The organism is Pelagicoccus enzymogenes (assembly GCF_014803405.1).
In the GTDB taxonomy this organism is placed as follows: Bacteria; Verrucomicrobiota; Verrucomicrobiia; order Opitutales; family Opitutaceae; genus Pelagicoccus; species Pelagicoccus enzymogenes.
The window spans coordinates 295,696-313,019 of record NZ_JACYFG010000007.1; the positions used below are offsets into that span (position 1 = coordinate 295,696).

A 17,324-nucleotide genomic window follows, 5' to 3' on the forward strand; every position below is an offset into this window, starting at 1 on the left:
TTTTTGTAATGCTACGTTTTGACGACAATTGTTAACGCTTCAAAACAAAAGGCGCGATGAGCCCAGATAGGGCTGGTGGAAAGATGCCCTCGATGTGGACGCCGTCGTCATCTGTAGTCTGTTCGCGAATTCCGCCGCTAGTGTGAAGCTTTGATATGACGTCGTAGCGTTCGTGAGGGATAAGCAGTTGGGTCGACTTGTACTTGGCGTTTAAATGGTGGGCGATGGCAGCCTTCAGTTCGGACACGCCTTCGCCGGTGTTGGCGCTGATGTAGAGGGCGTCCTTGTGGGTAAAGAGGAAGCGTTCCCTGTCGCTTTGGTCTTCCAGCGCGTCGATTTTATTGAAAACCACCAGCATGGGATTCTTGTCGGCTTCGATCTCCTTGAGGACTTCCATGGTGGTCTCGAAGTGCTTCTCGGCGTCCGGATTGGTAACGTCGACCACGTGTATCAGCAAATCCGCTACAACTGCTTCTTCGAGGGTTGCCTTGAAGGCTTCCACTAGACGGTGCGGAAGGCGACGTACGAAGCCGACCGTGTCGGTGACGAGCACATGCTGGCTGTTGTCGAGTTCGAGGCGACGGGTGGTGGGATCGAGGGTGGCGAAAAGCTTGTCCTCAGCCAACACGTCGGAGTCGGTCATGGTGTTAAGAAGCGAAGACTTTCCGGCATTGGTGTATCCGACGATGGCTACGGTCGGAACGGGCTTGCGCAGGCGCTTGGCTCGCTGCACGTGGCGGTGCTGGATCACTTCTTTGAGTTCCTTCTTGGTCACGGCGATGCGGTCGCGAACCATGCGGGAGTCGGCTTCGAGCTGGGTTTCGCCTTGGCCGCGGGCTCCGGTGCCGCCGCCTCGTTGGCGGGAAAGGTGAGTCCAGGCGCGGCGCAGGCGAGGGAGGGAGTACTCCATGCGGGCGAGCGCAACCTGGAGGGCGGCTTCCTTGGTGTGGGCTCGTTCGGAGAAGATATCGATGATGATCTCCTGGCGGTCGATGACGGTGATCTTGGACTCCGCCTCCCAGTTGCGCTGCTGAGCGGGGGTCAGTTCGTCATCGAATATGATGACGTCGGCCTCGAGTTCCTTGGCGTGGGCGATGAGTTCCTGCACTTTGCCAGTGCCGAGTAGGAAGGCGGGATGGGCCTTGCGCAGCTTCACCACGACGCGATCGACGGTGGGGATGTCGAGGTTGGCGGTGAGCTCTTGCAGCTCGTCGAGCAGGCGCTCCGCGTCTTCGCTGCTCATCTTGGAATCTTGGATGCCGACGAGCAGGGCGCGTTGTACTTTTTTTCTGTTATCTTCGAGATCGAACATTCTGTCTGGGTTCCGGGGCGCGGGTGTTATGGCCCGGGCGATAGGAGCGAGCTTGCTCGCGATTTTGCGTGGATTTTCGCGAGCAAGCTCGCTCCTACAAGGAAAATGAAAAGCCCTGCCTCCGGGTGTCGGAAGCAGGGCTGTGTAACTAATTATCGGATACGTTGATCACTTACTTGGCGCGCTTCTCGAGGATCGCTGCTTGCGCGGCGGCGAGGCGTGCGACAGGTACGCGGAATGGCGAGCAGGATACGTAAGTCAGGCCAGCGTTGTGGCAGAACTTGACGGATGCTGGGTCGCCACCGTGCTCGCCGCAGATGCCGAGCTTGATGCCTGGGCGAGTCTTGCGGCCCTTTTCGATCGCAGTCTCGACGAGCTGGCCGACGCCAGTTTGGTCGATGGACGCGAATGGGTTGGCCTTGAGGATCTCAACTTCCTGGTACTTTCCGAGGAAGGAACCAGTGTCGTCACGGGACATGCCGAGGCAGGTCTGAGTGAGGTCGTTGGTTCCGAAGGAGAAGAACTCTGCAGTCTGAGCGATTTCGTCAGCTGTGAGAGCGCCACGTGGAACTTCGATCATAGTACCAACTGTGTAAGAGAGCTTCACGCCCTTCTTCTCTTGGACTTCCTTGGCGACGCGGTGAACGATCTCGGTTTGGATATCGAGCTCCTTCTTGAAGCCGACGAGCGGGATCATGACTTCCGGGGTGGCCTTGATGCCCTTCTTCTCGCACTGAGCAGCCGCTTCGAAGATCGCGCGGGCCTGCATCTCTGCGATTTCTGGGTAGCTGATCGCGAGACGGCAACCACGGAAACCAAGCATTGGGTTGAACTCGTGGAGGTCGGCGACGCGCTGCATGATCTTCTCGACCTTGATGCCAAGGGTGCGAGCGAGGTCCATCTGCTGTTCCTTGGTGTGAGGAAGGAACTCGTGGAGTGGAGGATCGAGCAAACGGATGGTTGCTGGGAGGCCCTTGAGCGCCTTGAAGATGCCCGCGAAGTCCTTGCGCTGGTAAGGAAGGAGCTTCTTGAGAGCCTTCTGGCGTCCTTCGAGGGAGTCGGCGAGGATCATTTCGCGCATGGCGTCGATGCGGTCGCCTTCGAAGAACATGTGCTCTGTACGAGTCAGACCGATACCGGAGGCGCCGAACGCGATCGCGTTCTTGGTTTGCTCTGGCGTGTCGGCGTTGGTGCGGACTTGGAGGCGAGTCGCCTTCGAGCACCACTCCATGAGCTTGATGTAGCTCTGGTACTTCTCAGTCTTCTGGGCAGCCTTCTTGCCGTTGATGAGACCGTCGATGATTTCGGAAGGAGCAGCCTTGATCTCGCCAGCGAATACTTGGCCGGTGGTTCCGTCGATGGAGAGGAAGTCGCCTTCCTTGAAGACGTTCTTACCAACAGTGAGGGTCTTCTTGTCGTAGTCGATCTGGAGTTCGCCAGCGCCACACACACAAACCTTACCCATTTGGCGAGCAACGAGAGCTGCGTGGGAAGATACGCCACCGCGAGCGGTGAGGATACCTTCCGCCGCGATCATTCCGCGGAGGTCTTCAGGAGAGGTTTCAACGCGAGTGAGGAGGACCTTTTCGCCGCGAGCTTCCGCGTCAACCGCGCGCTCAGCGTTGAAGTAGATCTTGCCGGAAGCGGCGCCTGGACCTGCTGGGAGACCGGTAGCGAGGAGCTTGGCCTTCTTGACGTCGGCTGCATCGAAGATCGGGGCGAGCAGTTGGTCGAGCTGGTCAGCTGGGTTGCGGAGAACCGCAGTTTCCCAGTTGATGAGGCGCTCCTTAACCATGTCGATGGAGAACTTGAGCGCGGCGGCGGCGGTGCGCTTGCCGTTACGAGTCTGCAGCATGTAGAGCTTGCCTTCCTGGATGGTGAACTCGACGTCCTGCACGTCCTTGAAGTGCTTCTCGAGCTTCTTGCGAACCTTGAGCAGCTCCTTGTAGGATTTCGGCATGACTTCCTCGAGCTTGGCGACAGGCTCTGGAGTACGAACGCCAGCGACCACGTCCTCACCCTGAGCGTTGACGAGGAATTCGCCGTAGAATTCGTTTTCGCCGTTGGCAGGGTTACGGGTGAAGGCAACGCCGGAACCGGAGGTTTCGCCGGTGTTGCCGAATACCATGGCCTGAACGTTAACGGCTGTACCCCACTCGGCAGGGATGCCGTACTTCTGGCGGTAAACGATAGCGCGGTCGTTCATCCAAGAACCGAATACAGCGCCGGCTGCTCCGCGGAGCTGATCCCAAGGATCGTTCGGGAAGCCCTTGCCGGTGCGGTCCTTGACGAGCTGCTTGAAGCGCTTGACGAGTTCCTGCTGGTCTTCGGCGGTGAGGGAGGAGTCGATGACGTCCTTGCCGTACACTTCGTGCTTGAAGGCGTGGATGACAGCTTCGAAAGGCTCTACGTCTTCGTTCGGTCCAGCTTGTACGCCGAGAACCACGTCTCCGTACATCTGGATGAAGCGGCGGTAGCAGTCCCATGCGAAGCGTGGATTGTCAGTCGCCTTGGTGAGCGCTTCGACGGACTCGTCGTTGAGGCCGAGGTTGAGGATGGTGTCCATCATGCCTGGCATGGAGTCGCGAGCGCCGGAGCGTACCGCTACGAGAAGCGGCATGCCGTCGGTGGCGCCGAACTTGGTGCCCATCTGCTTTTCCATCTTGGCGACGGCGTCTTCCATCTCGGCTTGGAGGGAAGCGGGGTAAGTGCGTCCGTTGTCGTAGTAGTAAGTACAGACTTCGGTGGTGATGGTGAAGCCTGGAGGAACTGGGAGGCCGATGTTGGCCATCTCGGCGAGGTTCGCACCCTTACCGCCGAGGAGGTTTCTCATAGTAGCGTCGCCGTCGGTCTGCTGACCGAACGAGTAAACGTACTTTACGTTCTTCTTTGCCGCTGCTTTACGGGGAGCCTTCTTAGCTGCCTTTTTTGCGGGCTTGCGTGCAGCCTTTTTAGCTGCGGTTGCGCGTTTCGCTGTGGTTTTGGATGCCATACTTCGATAGCTTGGGTTATGCGATGTGGTTGAGTGAAAGACGCGTAAGTGCCTCTTCCCAGTTTCGAAAAGGGGTTCCTCATAGTGATGCTGCTGCGGGTGTCAACGGGAATGCGGCTTAGGCGCACGCTCGCGCGAAGGGCAAGTCGACGCGATTTGCGATTGCCCGCAGCGAATCACTTGCGCATTAAGGTCCGCTTTCAAGCGACTGCAATGAGCGATATCGTTCCCAAGGAAACAGAAGAAGAAGCCGACGAAGAAGACTTCGATTGGGCGGACGACCCCAAGAAGATGGGATTTCTCGACCATGTCGAAGAGCTGCGTTGGACGCTGATCAAGCCGCTTGCTGTCTTCTTCATCGCGTTCGTGGTCACGGTTGTCTTCATCCAGCACTTCAAGGACATCTTGATGTATCCGCTGTACGAAAACTACACGCTGGAGCAGCAGAAGACCTTCGCTGGCTTGGCGACTCGCAATCCGACAGGCGTATTCACCGCCATGTTACACATCGGTTTGCTCATTGGCGTGACGGTGGCGTCGCCGGTGTTCTTGTACTATGTCGGCAGGTTCTTGGCTCCGGCGCTGACCAAGAAGGAGAAGAAGCTGCTGCTGCCAGGTACGGCTAGCGCTTTCTTCCTGTTCATAACGGGCGCTGCTTTCGCGTTCTTCGGACTGCTCCCGAAAGCGATACAGGTGACGATGGCCTTCAACGAGATGATGGGCTTCCAGATCATTTGGTCGCCGGACAGCTATTTCGGGTTCATCACCTGGATCGTGCTTGGGATGGGGGTCTCCTTCCAATTCCCGTTGATCGCGGTCGTGCTGGTTTATCTGGATATCGTTACGCTCGAAAAGCTGCGTTCCTTGCGCCGTGTCCTCATCATCATTTTCTTCATTCTGGCTGCGGTGCTTACTCCTCCGGACCCTGTCACACAGATCATGATGGCCTTGCCGATGATTGCTCTCTACGAGCTCTCTTTGATTGTAGCTGGAGTGCTGCTGCGCAAGCGGGCGAAACAGGAAGAGGAAGAGGAGTACGACGACTAGGCCGCGAGCCAGCGACGCGGAAAGTGGGTTGGAACCCGTACGCGGGCGATTGACGCGAACACGTAAGGCACTAGACTGTCGGGGTGCAGTTGAGTGTTTTTGCAGGGCTGTTAAGGGTCGCAGGGAGAATCGTTCTCCCAGCCTGCTGCACCCTATTGGGCGGCGTCCTCGCTATTCTGGAGGGACGGGCCGAGGCGCGGCGGGTGGCTCCGGAGGGCTTGCGTTTCGATTGGTTTGAGGAAAGCGAAGGCTTTGGCAGCATTGCGGTGGTTGCCCTGCACCAAGATTCCTTCGGTTTTGTTTGGATCGGGACGAGAGAAGGCATCTACCGCTACGACGGTGAGAGGTTCCTTGAATTTCGATCGGATGTGGAGGAGCCTTTCCGGATTCCACAGAATGCGGTGAATCGCTTCTTCGAGGACTCTCGGGGGCGGCTATGGGTGGGGATGGAAGGTGGCGTCATCCACTATGACTACAGCCAGGAACGTTTTGTCGAACATGAGGTGGATGGCTTCCTTTACAGCGTCGCTCTCTTCATCGAGCGAGGCGACGGTCGGCTTCACATTTTGAACCAGAATGGGGCGCTGCTCGAATTGGATGACACGGGACGTTTCAGGGAGCTCAGTAGCGGGGAGGAGGATTGGGCTCGCTGCTCGTTCGTGTCGGACGCAGGAAGTGTTTTTGTGGGCGGGCGCTTCGGTATCCGGCAGTACTCGGGAGAGTTCGAGTTGCTGCGGGATTTCGATGCCAGCGCGATATTGGAGGACGAGGTTAACACCTACTTCACCGCTTTGGCCCTAGGCGATGACGGGCGTACGCTATGGGCAGGCACTACGCGTTACGGTGTTTGGTTATTGGATACGGAAACCGGTGACTACAGGCAATTGCCATCGAACAATTTGGATGCGGATCGGGTGGGGACGATATTGGTCGACGAGCGTGGCTATGTGCTGGTGGGAACGACCGCTGGTTTGAGCGTGTATTCGCGAGAGGGGGAATTTGTGAGATCGTATCAGTGGAGCCGTTACGATCCGAAGTCGATTCCGACGGGCACTGTGTATTCGATGCTCTACGACAGGCAGGGAAACCTTTGGGTTGGAACTTCGAGAGGTGGCTTGAGCATTGTAAGGAACACCAAAGCGTTTCGCAGCATCGATTCGTCGGATGCAGGAGAGTTGTCGCTCTCCAAGCAAAAGGTGACCGCTTTGTACCAGGACTCTCGATCGCGGCTTTGGGTTGGCTACCACAACGAGAGCCTCGACCGCTTGGATTTCGAGAAGGGTGAGAGTCTGTACTTCGATGCCCACTTGGAAAGCCCGGGCGCTTTAGGAAGAGGCACGGTCTGGGATATTGCGGAGACGAGCGACGGGCGTATGTGGATCGGCAGCAATCGCGGGGGACTCAGCGTTCTGGAGGCGGGAGCGTCTTCTTTTATCCGCTACCGGCCAGACGAGTCGCGCGCGGACTGGATCCCTGGGATCGACGTTCGAGGGATCCTGCCCGATGGAGAAGAAAACCTATGGCTCAATGTGCATGGCGTGGGTATCGCCCACTTTGACCGAGAGCGTTTGACCTTTCGTCGCTACGAAAACTTGGGACGGTACTGGGGAGAGGACTTTTTGTTGGATGCTGAAGGCTGCTTATGGGTAGGGACCACGGAAGGCCTCAGCGTCTTGCTCCCGGGAGCCAACGCTTTCGTCGCCTGGCCGCCCGATGGCGATTCAGAGCTCGGGGGCGAGCTGGACGAGCATATTGTATGCTTGAGTGAAGACTCTCGTGGCCAACTTTGGATCGGCACCAGAAAGGGCCTGAAAGTGCTCTCCAAGGATCGCAAAAGCGTCAAGAGCTACACGCGAGCAGACGGGCTTCCCAGCGTTTCGATCCGTTCGGTTGTCGAGTCGCTCGAGGGGGAAATTTGGGTAGGTACCTCTGGGGGACTGGCTCGCTTCGATGCCCAAGGGGAGAACTTCAGGGCCTTTTTCAAAGGCGACGGTCTCTTGTCCAACGAGTTCACGGAGCGGGCAGCGATATTGGACAATGAGGGATTCCTCCTGATGGGATGCGAAAAGGGAATCGTCCGATTCAAGCCAGAGTCCATAGAGCTGAACCTTGTTCCACCCAAAGTCCTGGTCACTGGAGTCAATGTAAATGGGGAGCCGGTATACCCGAAGACCAAGCAAGGAGCGATTCTGAAGGCCTCTCCCTTGGTTAGTGAGGAAGTCGTGTTTCCTGCGGGAGTGAGCTCGTTTGGTTTTCGATTCGCCGCCTTGGACTACATTAGCGACGGTCGAGTTTCCTACGAATACCGTCTGGAGGGGTTCGATGAACAGTGGGTACGCAATGGGTCTCGTAGTGATTGTTCTTATACGAATATCGTTCCGGGCAAATATGTGTTTCGAGTGAGAGCAAGCAATAGCGATGGAATTCGGAACGATGAGGGAGTATCGCTTGCGGTGACGGTCTTGCCGTTTTTTTGGCAAACGGACTGGTTCCTTGCGGGAGTAGTTGCGATATTGATTTTAGCGTTCGTGTACATTCTCAGGCTGCGAACAGCGGGGCTTGCTCGCCAACGGGCATTGCTGCAGGTCTCGATTGACGAGAAGACGCGGGATTTGCAACGCGCCCTCCGCGAACTCGAGTTGCAAAAAGCCCAGATGGAAGACCAGAATATGGAGCTGCTTGACCATCGGGAGAATTTGGAGGAACTGGTCGAGCAACGTACTTCTGAACTGGTCGTCGCCAAGGAGCGAGCGGAGGAGGCGGATCGTTTGAAAACGGCTTTCTTGGAAAATATCTCGCATGAGATTCGCACCCCGATGAACGCCATCATGGGCTTCGTGAACATCCTGCGCACGAGCGATGTCGACGAAGAGGAGGAGAAGGAGTACTTGAGTATCGTAGAGCAAAACGGCGAGACGTTGACGCGTCTCATCGACGACATCATCGAGCTTTCCATCCTCGAAACCTCGCCCGGCGAATTGCGTTCTGAAGCGACCGATATCCATGCTTTCTTCCAGAAGTGGCATGCCTATCTGGCCAAGGAACTACAGCTCGCCGAGAAAAAAGGGATTGAGGCCAAGCTCTCTTTCCAAGGGAAGTCGAAGGCCAAGGTATTGGTAGCCTTGGACCCAGTCAGGGTGGGTCAAATCTTGAAGAACCTGCTGGACAATGCGGCCAAGTTCACGGACGAGGGGGTCGTCGAGATCCGCTACGGACTGGAAGATCAGGCCCTTTTCTTCGAGGTTTCGGATACGGGGATCGGAATTCCGGAGAACAAGTTGGCCGAGGTGTTCACGCTTTTCCGAAAGATTCGAGGGACGCAAAAGCGGCTCTTCCGCGGGACGGGGCTGGGCTTGGCAATGGTCAAGCGAGTGGTGGACTTGATCGGTGGTGAAATCAAGCTGGAGTCCGAAGAAGGAAAAGGCACTCGCGTATTCTTGCGAGTGCCTGTCAAGGATCTGATCGTAGAGGCTGAGGATTAGAGGATGGAAGCCTAGCTCAGTATCCAGCCGTCTGGGTACTCCTTGCTGAGGTACTGGTTCGCTTCGGGCACGTTCGTGATCTTCATGGCTTTGGCATCGTATTCGATACGGCGTTGAGCTCGCATGGCCACGTTGCCGAGAAGAGCCATTTCTGTCAGGCCGGATGCGTATTCAAAATTCGAGCACGGAACCAGTTCGCCGCGGATTCCGTCTGTCCAGTTCTTTTGGTGGGAGCCTTTTACGCGCGGGATGGTGCGAGGCGGCAGGCTTGACTTGAGCTCCGCGAACTTGGCATCTGGCAGGATCTGCACGTTCTTGCCATAAGTATCTGAATACAGATAGGCTTCCGATCCGATGATGATCGTGCCGCCACTTTTGTCATCGTAAACGGAGGCTTCAAGTCCCTTCGGTATGGGAGGTATCAAGCCGCCCTCGAACCATTTGTAGGTGACGGGAGCGAGTTTTCCGCGCTGTGGAAATTCGAAGGTGACCACGGCGGAGGAAGGAGCGCTGTAGTCGTTGAAGCTGGTAGTGATGGCTTCCACGCTGGAGGGCATGCCGAGGTCGAGTCCCCAGTAGGCGACGTCCATGATGTGGCAAGCCATGTCGCCTACGGCGCCGCATCCGTAGTCCCACATGCCGCGCCAGTTGAAGGGGCAGATAGAGGGATCGTAGGCGCGGCGGGGGGCCACTCCTTGCCAGACGTCCCAATTGAGGGTAGAAGGTTTTACGGGGATCATCTTGGAATGGTCCGGCTCGGAGATGCCTTGCGGCCAAATCGGGCGGTTGGTCCAGGAGATTACCTCTTTGACTTCGCCGAGGACTCCTGCCTGTAGCCATTCGCGGGCGAGTCTCTGGCCCGCATTGGAATGCCCTTGATTGCCCATCTGCGTGACGAGTCCCGACTTGCGGGCGGCTTCGTCGATCCAGCGCGCCTCCTGCACCGTGTGCACTAGGGGCTTTTCGCAGTAGACATGGATGCCAAGATTCAAGGCGCTACGGGCGATCGGGTAGTGCATGTGGTCGGGCGTGGAGATCACGACGCCGTCGATCTTGTCGGCCATTTCCTCGAACATCTTGCGGTAGTCCGAATACCACTTCGCCCCCATTTCGTTGGCTTCGTCAACAACCTCCTTGAAGATGGGCGGAGTCCATTTGTGGGTGAAGGAGGCTTCCACGTTGCCCATATCCACGTCGCAGAAGGCGACCAGATTTTCGTCGCGCAGCGGCACGATGGACGATGCTCCTTTTCCGCCGACCCCGACGAAGGCGATATTCAGTTTTCCGTTAGCTGAGCTCTTGCTTTTCGCAATTGAGAAGCGGGGAAGAGCGAAGAGGCCAGCGGCTGAGGTAGCTCCTTTGACGAAGCTGCGGCGATTGATTCCAGATTGATCCACGATTTTTCCTAGGGTTAGGGGTTGGCCCGGAGGCTGAACAGGGGGAAGAGCCGGAGGGCAGTAGCCCATTCACGGTTCTGTAGTTCTGTTAGCGCGACCGGAGTCGTGATTCAACACGATAGAGTCGAGGCAGCCCTCATACAAAAGAAGGGTGCTATCAATCTAGGTTCTGTCCAAGTGGCGGCACGAGGAACGGACTACAGTTCCTTGAGGGTTTCGGTCAATATATCCGTAGCCTGATCGATCGCGCCTTGTTGGTGGGCCGTGGAAATGAAGTTCGCCTCGTATTTGGAAGGAGGCAGGTAAACTCCCTTTTCGAGGCAGCGGTGGAAGTACTTGTTGAAGCGTTCGGTGTCGGTTGCGACGGCATCGTCCAAGTTGGTAACGGTGTTTTCGCTGAAGTAGACACAGAACATCGATCCGACCTGCGGCACGGTGAGCGGCAGCCCGATTTCCTTGGCGGTCGCCTTGATCGCGGAAGCGATTTGCTGGCCCATCTTGTCGAGGGTCGCATAGGCGTCGCCTTCGAGCAGGAGCTTTAGCGAGGCGATGCCGGCGGCCATGGCGAGGGGATTCCCGCTGAGGGTTCCCGCTTGGTAGACCGGACCGAGCGGAGCGAGGTGGTCCATGATCTCCGCCTTGCCTCCTAGGGCGCCCACCGGTAGCCCGCCGCCGATGATTTTGCCGAGGGTAGTTATGTCGGGAGTGATGCCGACGTGCTGCTGTACGCCTCCGGCGGATACGCGGAAGCCGGTCATGACCTCGTCGAATATGAGTACGCTTCCGTACTTGGTGCAGAGTTCGCGCAAACCTTGCAGGTAGCCTTCTCGCGGGAAAATCAGTCCGACGTTGGCGGGGAAGGGTTCGAGGATGATGCCAGCAATCTCGTCGCCGTAGTTGGCGAAAGCCTCCTTGACCTTGGCGAGGTCGTTGAAGGGGAGCACGATGGTCTCTTGGGCAAGGCTTTCTGGGATGCCGGCGGAATCCGGTTTTCCGAGGGTGAGGGCTCCGGATCCGGCTGCGATCAGCAAACTGTCGACATGGCCGTGGTAGCAACCGGCGAACTTGATGATCTTGTTACGCTGGGTGTAGCCGCGAGCGAGGCGGATGGCCGTCATGGTCGCCTCTGTACCCGAATTTACCATACGCACCTTTTCTACGGAGGGAACCATCTTGATAATGAGTTCCGCCATTTCGACTTCGTAGGGATTGGGCGTGCCGAAGCTGGTGCCTTTGAAGAGGGCGTCGGAAATGGCTTCCCGGATGACGGGGTTGTTGTGGCCGTGGATGGCGGGGCCCCAGGTGCAGACGAAGTCGATCAGTTCCTGGTTGTCCGCGGTCGTCAGGGTAGCCCCGTGCGCTTTCTTGGTGAAGAAGGGGGCTCCGCCTACGGAGCGGAAGGCGCGGACGGGGGAATTGACTCCGCCAGGGATGAGTTCTTGGGCGCGGGTGAAGAGGTCGGATGATATAGACATGGTGAAGAGGAAGATGAAGAAGGGGATGAAGGTTATTTACGAGACGTAGCGTTGTACGATGGGGATGCGGCGGCCGACGCCGAAGGCGAGCGGGGTGAGCTTGAGACCGGGCGCGGCTTGCTTGCGCTTGTACTCGTTCAGGTCCACCTTGCGTACCATGTCTTTCACTACATCCGCGTCGTAGCCTTGTTCGATTAGCTCCTTGCTGGACATGCCTTTTTCCACGTAGCCTTCGAGGATGCCGTCGAGGATGTCGTAGGGCGGTAGGCTGTCCTCATCCTTTTGGTCGGGGCGAAGCTCCGCGCTGGGCGGCTTTTCGATGGTGTTGACCGGGATGGTGGGCTTGTCGCGGTTGAGGTGTCGCGAAAGTTCGAATACCTTGGTCTTCGGCAGGTCGCTGATCACCGCGAGTCCGCCGCACATGTCTCCGTAGAGCGTGCAGTAGCCGACAGCGAGTTCGGACTTGTTGCCGGTGGTGAGCAGCAAGGCGCCGAGCTTGTTGGAGAGCGCCATCAAGAGTAGGCCGCGGGAACGGGCTTGGATGTTCTCTTCCGTTACGTCGCGGCCGTAGCCTGAGGTGAGCGGGGCGAGGGTTGCCTCCGCGGAGGAGACGATGTCGGCGATGGCGATGGTGTGGAAATCGATGCCGAGGTTTTCGGCGAGTTCCTTGGCGTCGCTCTTGGAATGGTCGCTAGAAATGGCGGAGGGGAGGCTGACGCCGGTGACGTTTTCCGGTCCGAGAGCCTTGGCGGCGATGGCGGCGACCAGGGCGGAGTCGATTCCCCCGGAGAGGCCGATGAGGGCCTTTTTGAAGCCGGATTTGTGAACGTAGTCGCGCAGGCCGAGCACGAGGGCTTGCTCGATGTTGTCGAGCAGGTCTTGTCGGAAGGTCTTGGCGATGCGAGGCTCCGCGGCGCCGAGGTCGACGACGGCTTGGTCGGCGGCGAAAGCGGACAGGCCGGCTACGATGTTGCCTTGGGAGTCGGAAACCATGCTCCGTCCGTCGAAGATAAGTTCGTCATTTCCGCCTACCGCGTTGACGTAGATGGTGGGGCATCCGCAGGACTTGGAGGCTCCGGAGACGAGGCCTTCCCTTTGTTCGCCTTTCCCGCCCCAGTGCCAAGGGCTGGCGGAGAGATTGAGATGCAGGTCGAGCTGCTGCTCTTTAAGGTACTCGACTGGGGCATGTGGGTAGCGCTCGCGGGAGACGTCAGTGTTTCCCCAAATGTCCTCGCAGATGGTGATGCCGAGGCGTTTGCCTTGCCATTCGAAGACGAGTGGAAGGTCGGCCGGTTCGAAGTAGCGGTCTTCGTCGAAGACGTCGTAAGTGGGAAGCAGGCTCTTGCGCGCGGTTTGCCGGACCTCGCCGTCGAAGCAGAAAGCGGCAGCGTTGAAGAAGTCGCGTCCGGATTTCGTGGGATTTGGGTCGACGAATCCGATGACTGCGGGGGCGGTCCCGATTTGCTTGGAGATGGCGTGTAGGCTTTCCAGCTGGTCGGGCACGAATCGGCGCTTGAAGAGGAGGTCGCGTGGCGGGTAGCCGCAGACGGCCAGTTCGGGAAACACCACGAGTTCAGCTCCTTGCGAAACGAGCGATTGGTAGGCGTCGAGGATAAGTTTCTGATTTCCGGCGAGGTCGCCAACGGTGGTGTTTATTTGCGCGAGTCCGATCTTCATGGGTGCAAGGCGAGAGACTTGAACAGACGCGGGCGAAAGGGCAAGCGCGGGGTGGCGTTTTTAGAGGTTGCCAAGCGGCGGAGGGAGACTTTGCGTGGGGAGTATGTCGACACAACAAGTCATCAGCTTCAACTATACCTTGCGCAACAAGGCCGGCGAGGTCTTGGACCAGTCTCCCGAAGGGCGTCCTCTAGAGTTCCTCTCCGGAGTTGGCCAAATCATCGAAGGGCTCGAGGAGAGCCTTCTAAAGATGGAAGAAGGCAAGAGCGAGGAAGTCATCGTGCGTCCAGAAAAGGGCTACGGCTTCCGCGACGAGTCCCAGATCGACACGATCAATATTTCCCAGCTGCCAGTCGACCAGGTAAAGGTGGGCGACTACTTTCAAGCGGGGCAGGACCGCCATGCTCCCATCGTACGCGTGGTCAAGGTTGAAGGCGACCAGGTAACGCTCGACGCGAACCATCCGCTTGCGGGAGAGGACTTGGTCTTCTCCGTCGATCTGGTCGGCAAGCGCGACGCGACCGAGGAAGAGCTCGCCCACGGCCATGCCCACAGCGCAGGCGGTTGCTGCGGCGGCGGTGGCGGCGGGGGCTGCGGATGCAGCAGCGAAGAATCTGCCCGGGCGGCTGCCGACGAAGGCGAGTGCTGCGGCGGTGGTCATGGTCACGCCCACGATCATGAGCATGGCAAGGGTGGTTGCGGCTGCAGCCACTAATTGGCCACCGAAGATTTCAAATGAAAAGGACCGCCTAGTGGGCGGTCCTTTTTGCGTTTGGAAATTGTGTTGCCGCCCGCGGAGCGGCCGGCCCATCTCTCTGCCTAGGCTCTACTTGAAATCTATGAGCTCTACGTCGAAGACGAGGACGGAATTGGGCGGGATGACGGGAGGGCTGCCGCGCAGACCGTAGGCGATTTGGGCTGGCAGGATGAGCTTACGCTTCTCGCCCTTCTTCATGTCGAGGAAGGCTTCGTCCCAACCCTTGATGACGCGGCCCATGCCGACCGGAAACTGGAAGGGCTTTCCGCGTTCCACTGAACTGTCGAAGACATCGCCGTTGAGCAGGGTGCCGTGGTAGTGGGCGGTGACCGTTTGGCCTTTGCTGGGCGTTTCGCCATCGCCTTCTTGCTCGACGATGTAGTGGAGTCCGCTCTCGGTCGATTTTGCGGACGGGTAGAGCTTACCGATTTCCTCGATTTGGAAACCGTGCGAGAGGGTAGGCTCCTGAGACTCGAGGTAACGGACGCGTTCTTCCAGGTCGGCGACTTGGGAGTCGTTCTTGCTGCAGCCGGCCAGAAGGGCGACCGTGGCCGCGGAGGCAAGGAAAGTGAATTTTGAAATAATCTTCATTTGATTTTCAGGGTTGTTCCATTTTGAAATAAAAACGTATTCGAAGTCTTTGGACACGCTCAAGCCCTATGTCTCTTTTTGCCGCTGCCAAGTTCCCTCTTGAAGCCACGATTCCGTTGAAGCGCAAGGACGTGGTTTTTCGCAACCATCCGCTCGCCAAGAGCTACCTCGCGAAGGTCGACAAGGAAGGTAACATCGTCTTGACCGTCCCACGAACGGGTACGGAGCGGGATGCCCTCGCGTTCGCCAACAAGAACCGCGAGTGGCTGGAAGACCAACGCTTGCTGGCTCTGAAGCTGCTGCAGGAAGCGACCTTGAAGCCGGGACTGAGAGTCGGGGACTTGATTTGGTTTCGGGGCAAGCAGGTGGCCCTGCGCCTCGAAAAGGATTTTGGTCGCCCCGTGCTGTGTTTTGCGAAGGAGCGAATATATATCGCCGACGAAAGCATGGACCTTGCTCGTCCTCTGAAGGCTCATCTGCACGAGCTGGCGAAGCAGGAGTTTCCGAGAGTCGTCTTCCGATACGCTGAGAAGCTGAGGGAAGTGATCAAGAAAAGAGTTAAAAAGGTTGTGGTGCGCGACCAGAAGACGCGCTGGGGCTCCTGCTCGACCAGCGGAACGATTTCCTTGAACTGGCGACTGATTCTGGCGAGCGAAGCGACCCGCGACTACGTGATCGTGCACGAACTGATGCACATGAGGCGTTTCGACCACTCGCCCCGGTTTTGGGCTTTAGTGGAAGCGGCGTGTCCAAGCTATCGCAGGCACGAGGCTTGGCTCAAGGCCCACCAGGAGGAGCTGAGCTGGTAGGGCTCACTTGCCTTTTACCCTAGAGAACGATGCGGGTGATGGTTCCTTTTGAAGATGCGCCCGATCACTGGCGTGTTCCTCGCTGTTTCGCCATCGAGTGGCATCAATGAAACGGGGGGCGACTGAACCGTTTGGATACGAAAAAGCCCCGTTGCCGGTTGATTGCTAAAGGCCGACTAACGGAGCTGATAGATTGCTTTGCTGATATGGCGTATCGATTGAGTCGATACGTTGAAAGTCTAGATCATGCAGGCGGTTTCGCAGTCTGTTGCCAGCATCAGGTACTCGTCGAGGCTGACCATCGATTCGGATACGACGCGTGGCATGTAGTCGCCGCGGACGAGCCGCTTTTTCGCATGCAGAATGATGTCGAGAACTGGGTCCATGCTGATGTGCGCATAGCGAGCGTCGTCTAGCTGTACCTTGATGTAGGTTTCTAGATCTCTCAGCGTAAGTTGCGTGTCGATGCACAATGTCATGGTATCCTCCTTGTCGTTTGTTGTGTGGGAAACTCAGTCGGTTTCGTTACCCCCAGTATCGTCCATGTTTATCGATTTGTTAAGTCCTTGGACAGTGAAAGAAGCGTGAAGTTCGTTTTGTATCCAGATTTTCGATCCTTCCTTACAATCCTTTTACGAGTCGACCCGTTCGATTGGATTCCTGAACGGCGAAATGTTAATCGAATGTCAAGGAATCGGCGGTTTGATACCCCTCAGGACCGGTCCAGGGGCGTTCCACTTAATGTCCTTCCACGCTTACGATTGGCTGATTAATTCCGATACTAACGGATAGTCCTTTCCACCACTACGCATGATCGACAAGACCTACCATATTACCTCGCTGGAGATGAAGGCGGCCATTTTGAAGATTCCCGCAGCGCCGGAGATTTTCGTTAAGTTGGGCCGAATGCTGAAAGATAAGGACACGCAAATGAACGATGTGATCCGGCTGGTGGAAAAGGACCCTTCGCTGGTGGCTCGCGTTTTTCGGCTTTGCAATACTCCTTACTTTAATACCGGAGAACCGATCGACAGCTTGGAGGTAGGGATCAATCGCATCGGTTTCCAGGAGCTGCATCGTATTGTCGGAGTCGCTTCGGTGGCAGGCGTTTTCAAGTATTGGAATCTCGCCTACAAGGTCGCTGGGGACGCCATTTGGCACAATGCCCTGGCGGTCGGCTTGTGCATGGAGCAGCTAGCTGCGGCAAATGGCGAGGATAGGTCGGACGCTTACACTGCGGGGCTGCTCAAGTCCCTTGGCAAGCTCGTGATTGACCACTGCGCCAAGAGCCATGCCAAGCCTCCTATTTACGATCACGACGCTGGACTTCCTCTGCTCATGTGGGAGCAGGATGTTTTTGGGGCTACCAATTCGCAGATGGTGGAACGAGTCATGGAGTCATGGGGATTCCCCGAACGTTTGTTGGTTGGCATACGTTACCACTACCAGCCTGACTTGGCTCCGGATGCGAATCGTTACGCCTACATGCTGAATTTGGCGGGTTTGATGGCCGAAAAAATCGGTAAGCCCTTGCCTGGCGAGAGCAGCTATTGGAGCGAGGAGGAGGAAAGCTTGGAGGCAGCGGGAATCAGCCGCGGTCAAATGAAGTCGGCTACCGGCGCCTCCTCGGAAAAGTTGAAGCTGCTTCTCAAGGCGATGGGAGAGTAGGGGGAAACGGTCGCAGGTAGCATTAGCTCGTGACCTCCAAGCTGGGGCCTGTAAGGTCGATGCTTGCGCCGCACCGTGATGCAGGAACTGTGGCGACGCGGCGTGTCGCAAGCGACA

Annotated in this window: 12 protein-coding genes; 5 read left to right on the forward strand and 7 right to left on the reverse strand. The window is 57.4% G+C overall.

What is annotated here, in order from left to right:
- Window positions 1-31 precede the first annotated feature (31 nt).
- Together hflX and ppdK are read right to left on the reverse strand one after the other, a co-directional pair.
- Window positions 32-1,312: a GTPase HflX gene (gene hflX / locus IEN85_RS07235; RefSeq protein ID WP_191616414.1), complete on the reverse strand. Its 1,281-nt coding sequence runs from the start codon at window positions 1,310-1,312 to the stop codon at window positions 32-34.
- Between the two features lie 172 nt (window positions 1,313-1,484).
- Window positions 1,485-4,304, reverse strand: coding sequence for a pyruvate, phosphate dikinase (gene ppdK / locus IEN85_RS07240; protein WP_191616415.1), 2,820 nt, complete (start codon window positions 4,302-4,304; stop codon window positions 1,485-1,487).
- Between the two features lie 213 nt (window positions 4,305-4,517).
- On the opposite strand from ppdK, the gene tatC reads away from it, so the two are divergent.
- Window positions 4,518-5,351, forward strand: a complete 834-nt coding sequence (gene tatC / locus IEN85_RS07245) for a twin-arginine translocase subunit TatC (RefSeq protein WP_191616416.1) — start codon at window positions 4,518-4,520, stop codon at window positions 5,349-5,351.
- A 155-nt stretch (window positions 5,352-5,506) separates the two neighbouring features.
- A complete protein-coding gene (locus IEN85_RS07250) occupies window positions 5,507-8,833 on the forward strand; it encodes a ligand-binding sensor domain-containing protein (protein WP_191616417.1) in 3,327 nt (1,108 codons plus the stop codon).
- An 11-nt stretch (window positions 8,834-8,844) separates the two neighbouring features.
- On the opposite strand, the gene IEN85_RS07255 is transcribed toward IEN85_RS07250, so the two are convergent.
- The 3 genes from IEN85_RS07255 to IEN85_RS07265 all read right to left on the reverse strand — a co-directional run bounded on the left by IEN85_RS07255 (window position 8,845) and on the right by IEN85_RS07265 (window position 13,382).
- Window positions 8,845-10,230 carry a Gfo/Idh/MocA family protein gene (locus tag IEN85_RS07255; protein ID WP_191616418.1) on the reverse strand — a complete coding sequence of 462 codons (1,386 nt, stop codon included), beginning with the start codon at window positions 10,228-10,230 and terminating at the stop codon, window positions 8,845-8,847.
- A 197-nt stretch (window positions 10,231-10,427) separates the two neighbouring features.
- A complete protein-coding gene (gene hemL, locus IEN85_RS07260) occupies window positions 10,428-11,705 on the reverse strand; it encodes a glutamate-1-semialdehyde 2,1-aminomutase (protein WP_191616419.1) in 1,278 nt (425 codons plus the stop codon).
- A gap of 36 nt (window positions 11,706-11,741) precedes the next feature.
- Entirely contained in the window at window positions 11,742-13,382 is a 1,641-nt protein-coding gene (locus IEN85_RS07265) for an NAD+ synthase (protein WP_191616420.1), read from the reverse strand.
- Between the two features lie 103 nt (window positions 13,383-13,485).
- On the opposite strand from IEN85_RS07265, the gene IEN85_RS07270 reads away from it, so the two are divergent.
- Window positions 13,486-14,097 carry an FKBP-type peptidyl-prolyl cis-trans isomerase gene (locus IEN85_RS07270; RefSeq protein WP_191616421.1) on the forward strand — a complete coding sequence of 204 codons (612 nt, stop codon included), beginning with the start codon at window positions 13,486-13,488 and terminating at the stop codon, window positions 14,095-14,097.
- Between the two features lie 111 nt (window positions 14,098-14,208).
- Here the strand turns inward: IEN85_RS07270 and IEN85_RS07275 are convergent, their stop codons facing one another.
- Entirely contained in the window at window positions 14,209-14,730 is a 522-nt protein-coding gene (locus tag IEN85_RS07275) for an FKBP-type peptidyl-prolyl cis-trans isomerase (protein WP_191616422.1), read from the reverse strand.
- Window positions 14,731-14,798: 68 nt separating this feature from the next.
- Here IEN85_RS07275 and IEN85_RS07280 point away from each other — a divergent pair, with 68 nt between their 5' ends.
- Window positions 14,799-15,539, forward strand: a complete 741-nt coding sequence (locus tag IEN85_RS07280; RefSeq protein ID WP_191616423.1) for a M48 family metallopeptidase — start codon at window positions 14,799-14,801, stop codon at window positions 15,537-15,539.
- A 239-nt stretch (window positions 15,540-15,778) separates the two neighbouring features.
- Here the strand turns inward: IEN85_RS07280 and IEN85_RS07285 are convergent, their stop codons facing one another.
- Window positions 15,779-16,018, reverse strand: a complete 240-nt coding sequence (locus tag IEN85_RS07285; RefSeq protein WP_191616424.1) for a hypothetical protein — start codon at window positions 16,016-16,018, stop codon at window positions 15,779-15,781.
- Window positions 16,019-16,349: 331 nt separating this feature from the next.
- Here IEN85_RS07285 and IEN85_RS07290 point away from each other — a divergent pair, with 331 nt between their 5' ends.
- Window positions 16,350-17,207 (forward strand): HDOD domain-containing protein, encoded by an 858-nt coding sequence (locus IEN85_RS07290; RefSeq protein ID WP_191616425.1) that lies wholly within the window; start codon window positions 16,350-16,352, stop codon window positions 17,205-17,207.
- The last annotated feature ends 117 nt before the right edge of the window (window positions 17,208-17,324 follow it).

Coding starts and splice junctions, on each gene's coding strand:
- hflX (WP_191616414.1), bottom strand. CDS start 1,312: ATGTTCGATCTCGAAGATAACAGAAAAAAAGTACAACGCGCCCTGCTC.
- ppdK (WP_191616415.1), bottom strand. CDS start 4,304: ATGGCATCCAAAACCACAGCGAAACGCGCAACCGCAGCTAAAAAGGCT.
- tatC (WP_191616416.1), top strand. CDS start 4,518: ATGAGCGATATCGTTCCCAAGGAAACAGAAGAAGAAGCCGACGAAGAA.
- hemL (WP_191616419.1), bottom strand. CDS start 11,705: ATGTCTATATCATCCGACCTCTTCACCCGCGCCCAAGAACTCATCCCT.
- IEN85_RS07265 (WP_191616420.1), bottom strand. CDS start 13,382: ATGAAGATCGGACTCGCGCAAATAAACACCACCGTTGGCGACCTCGCC.
- IEN85_RS07270 (WP_191616421.1), top strand. CDS start 13,486: ATGTCGACACAACAAGTCATCAGCTTCAACTATACCTTGCGCAACAAG.
- IEN85_RS07275 (WP_191616422.1), bottom strand. CDS start 14,730: ATGAAGATTATTTCAAAATTCACTTTCCTTGCCTCCGCGGCCACGGTC.
- IEN85_RS07280 (WP_191616423.1), top strand. CDS start 14,799: ATGTCTCTTTTTGCCGCTGCCAAGTTCCCTCTTGAAGCCACGATTCCG.
- IEN85_RS07285 (WP_191616424.1), bottom strand. CDS start 16,018: ATGACATTGTGCATCGACACGCAACTTACGCTGAGAGATCTAGAAACC.
- IEN85_RS07290 (WP_191616425.1), top strand. CDS start 16,350: ATGATCGACAAGACCTACCATATTACCTCGCTGGAGATGAAGGCGGCC.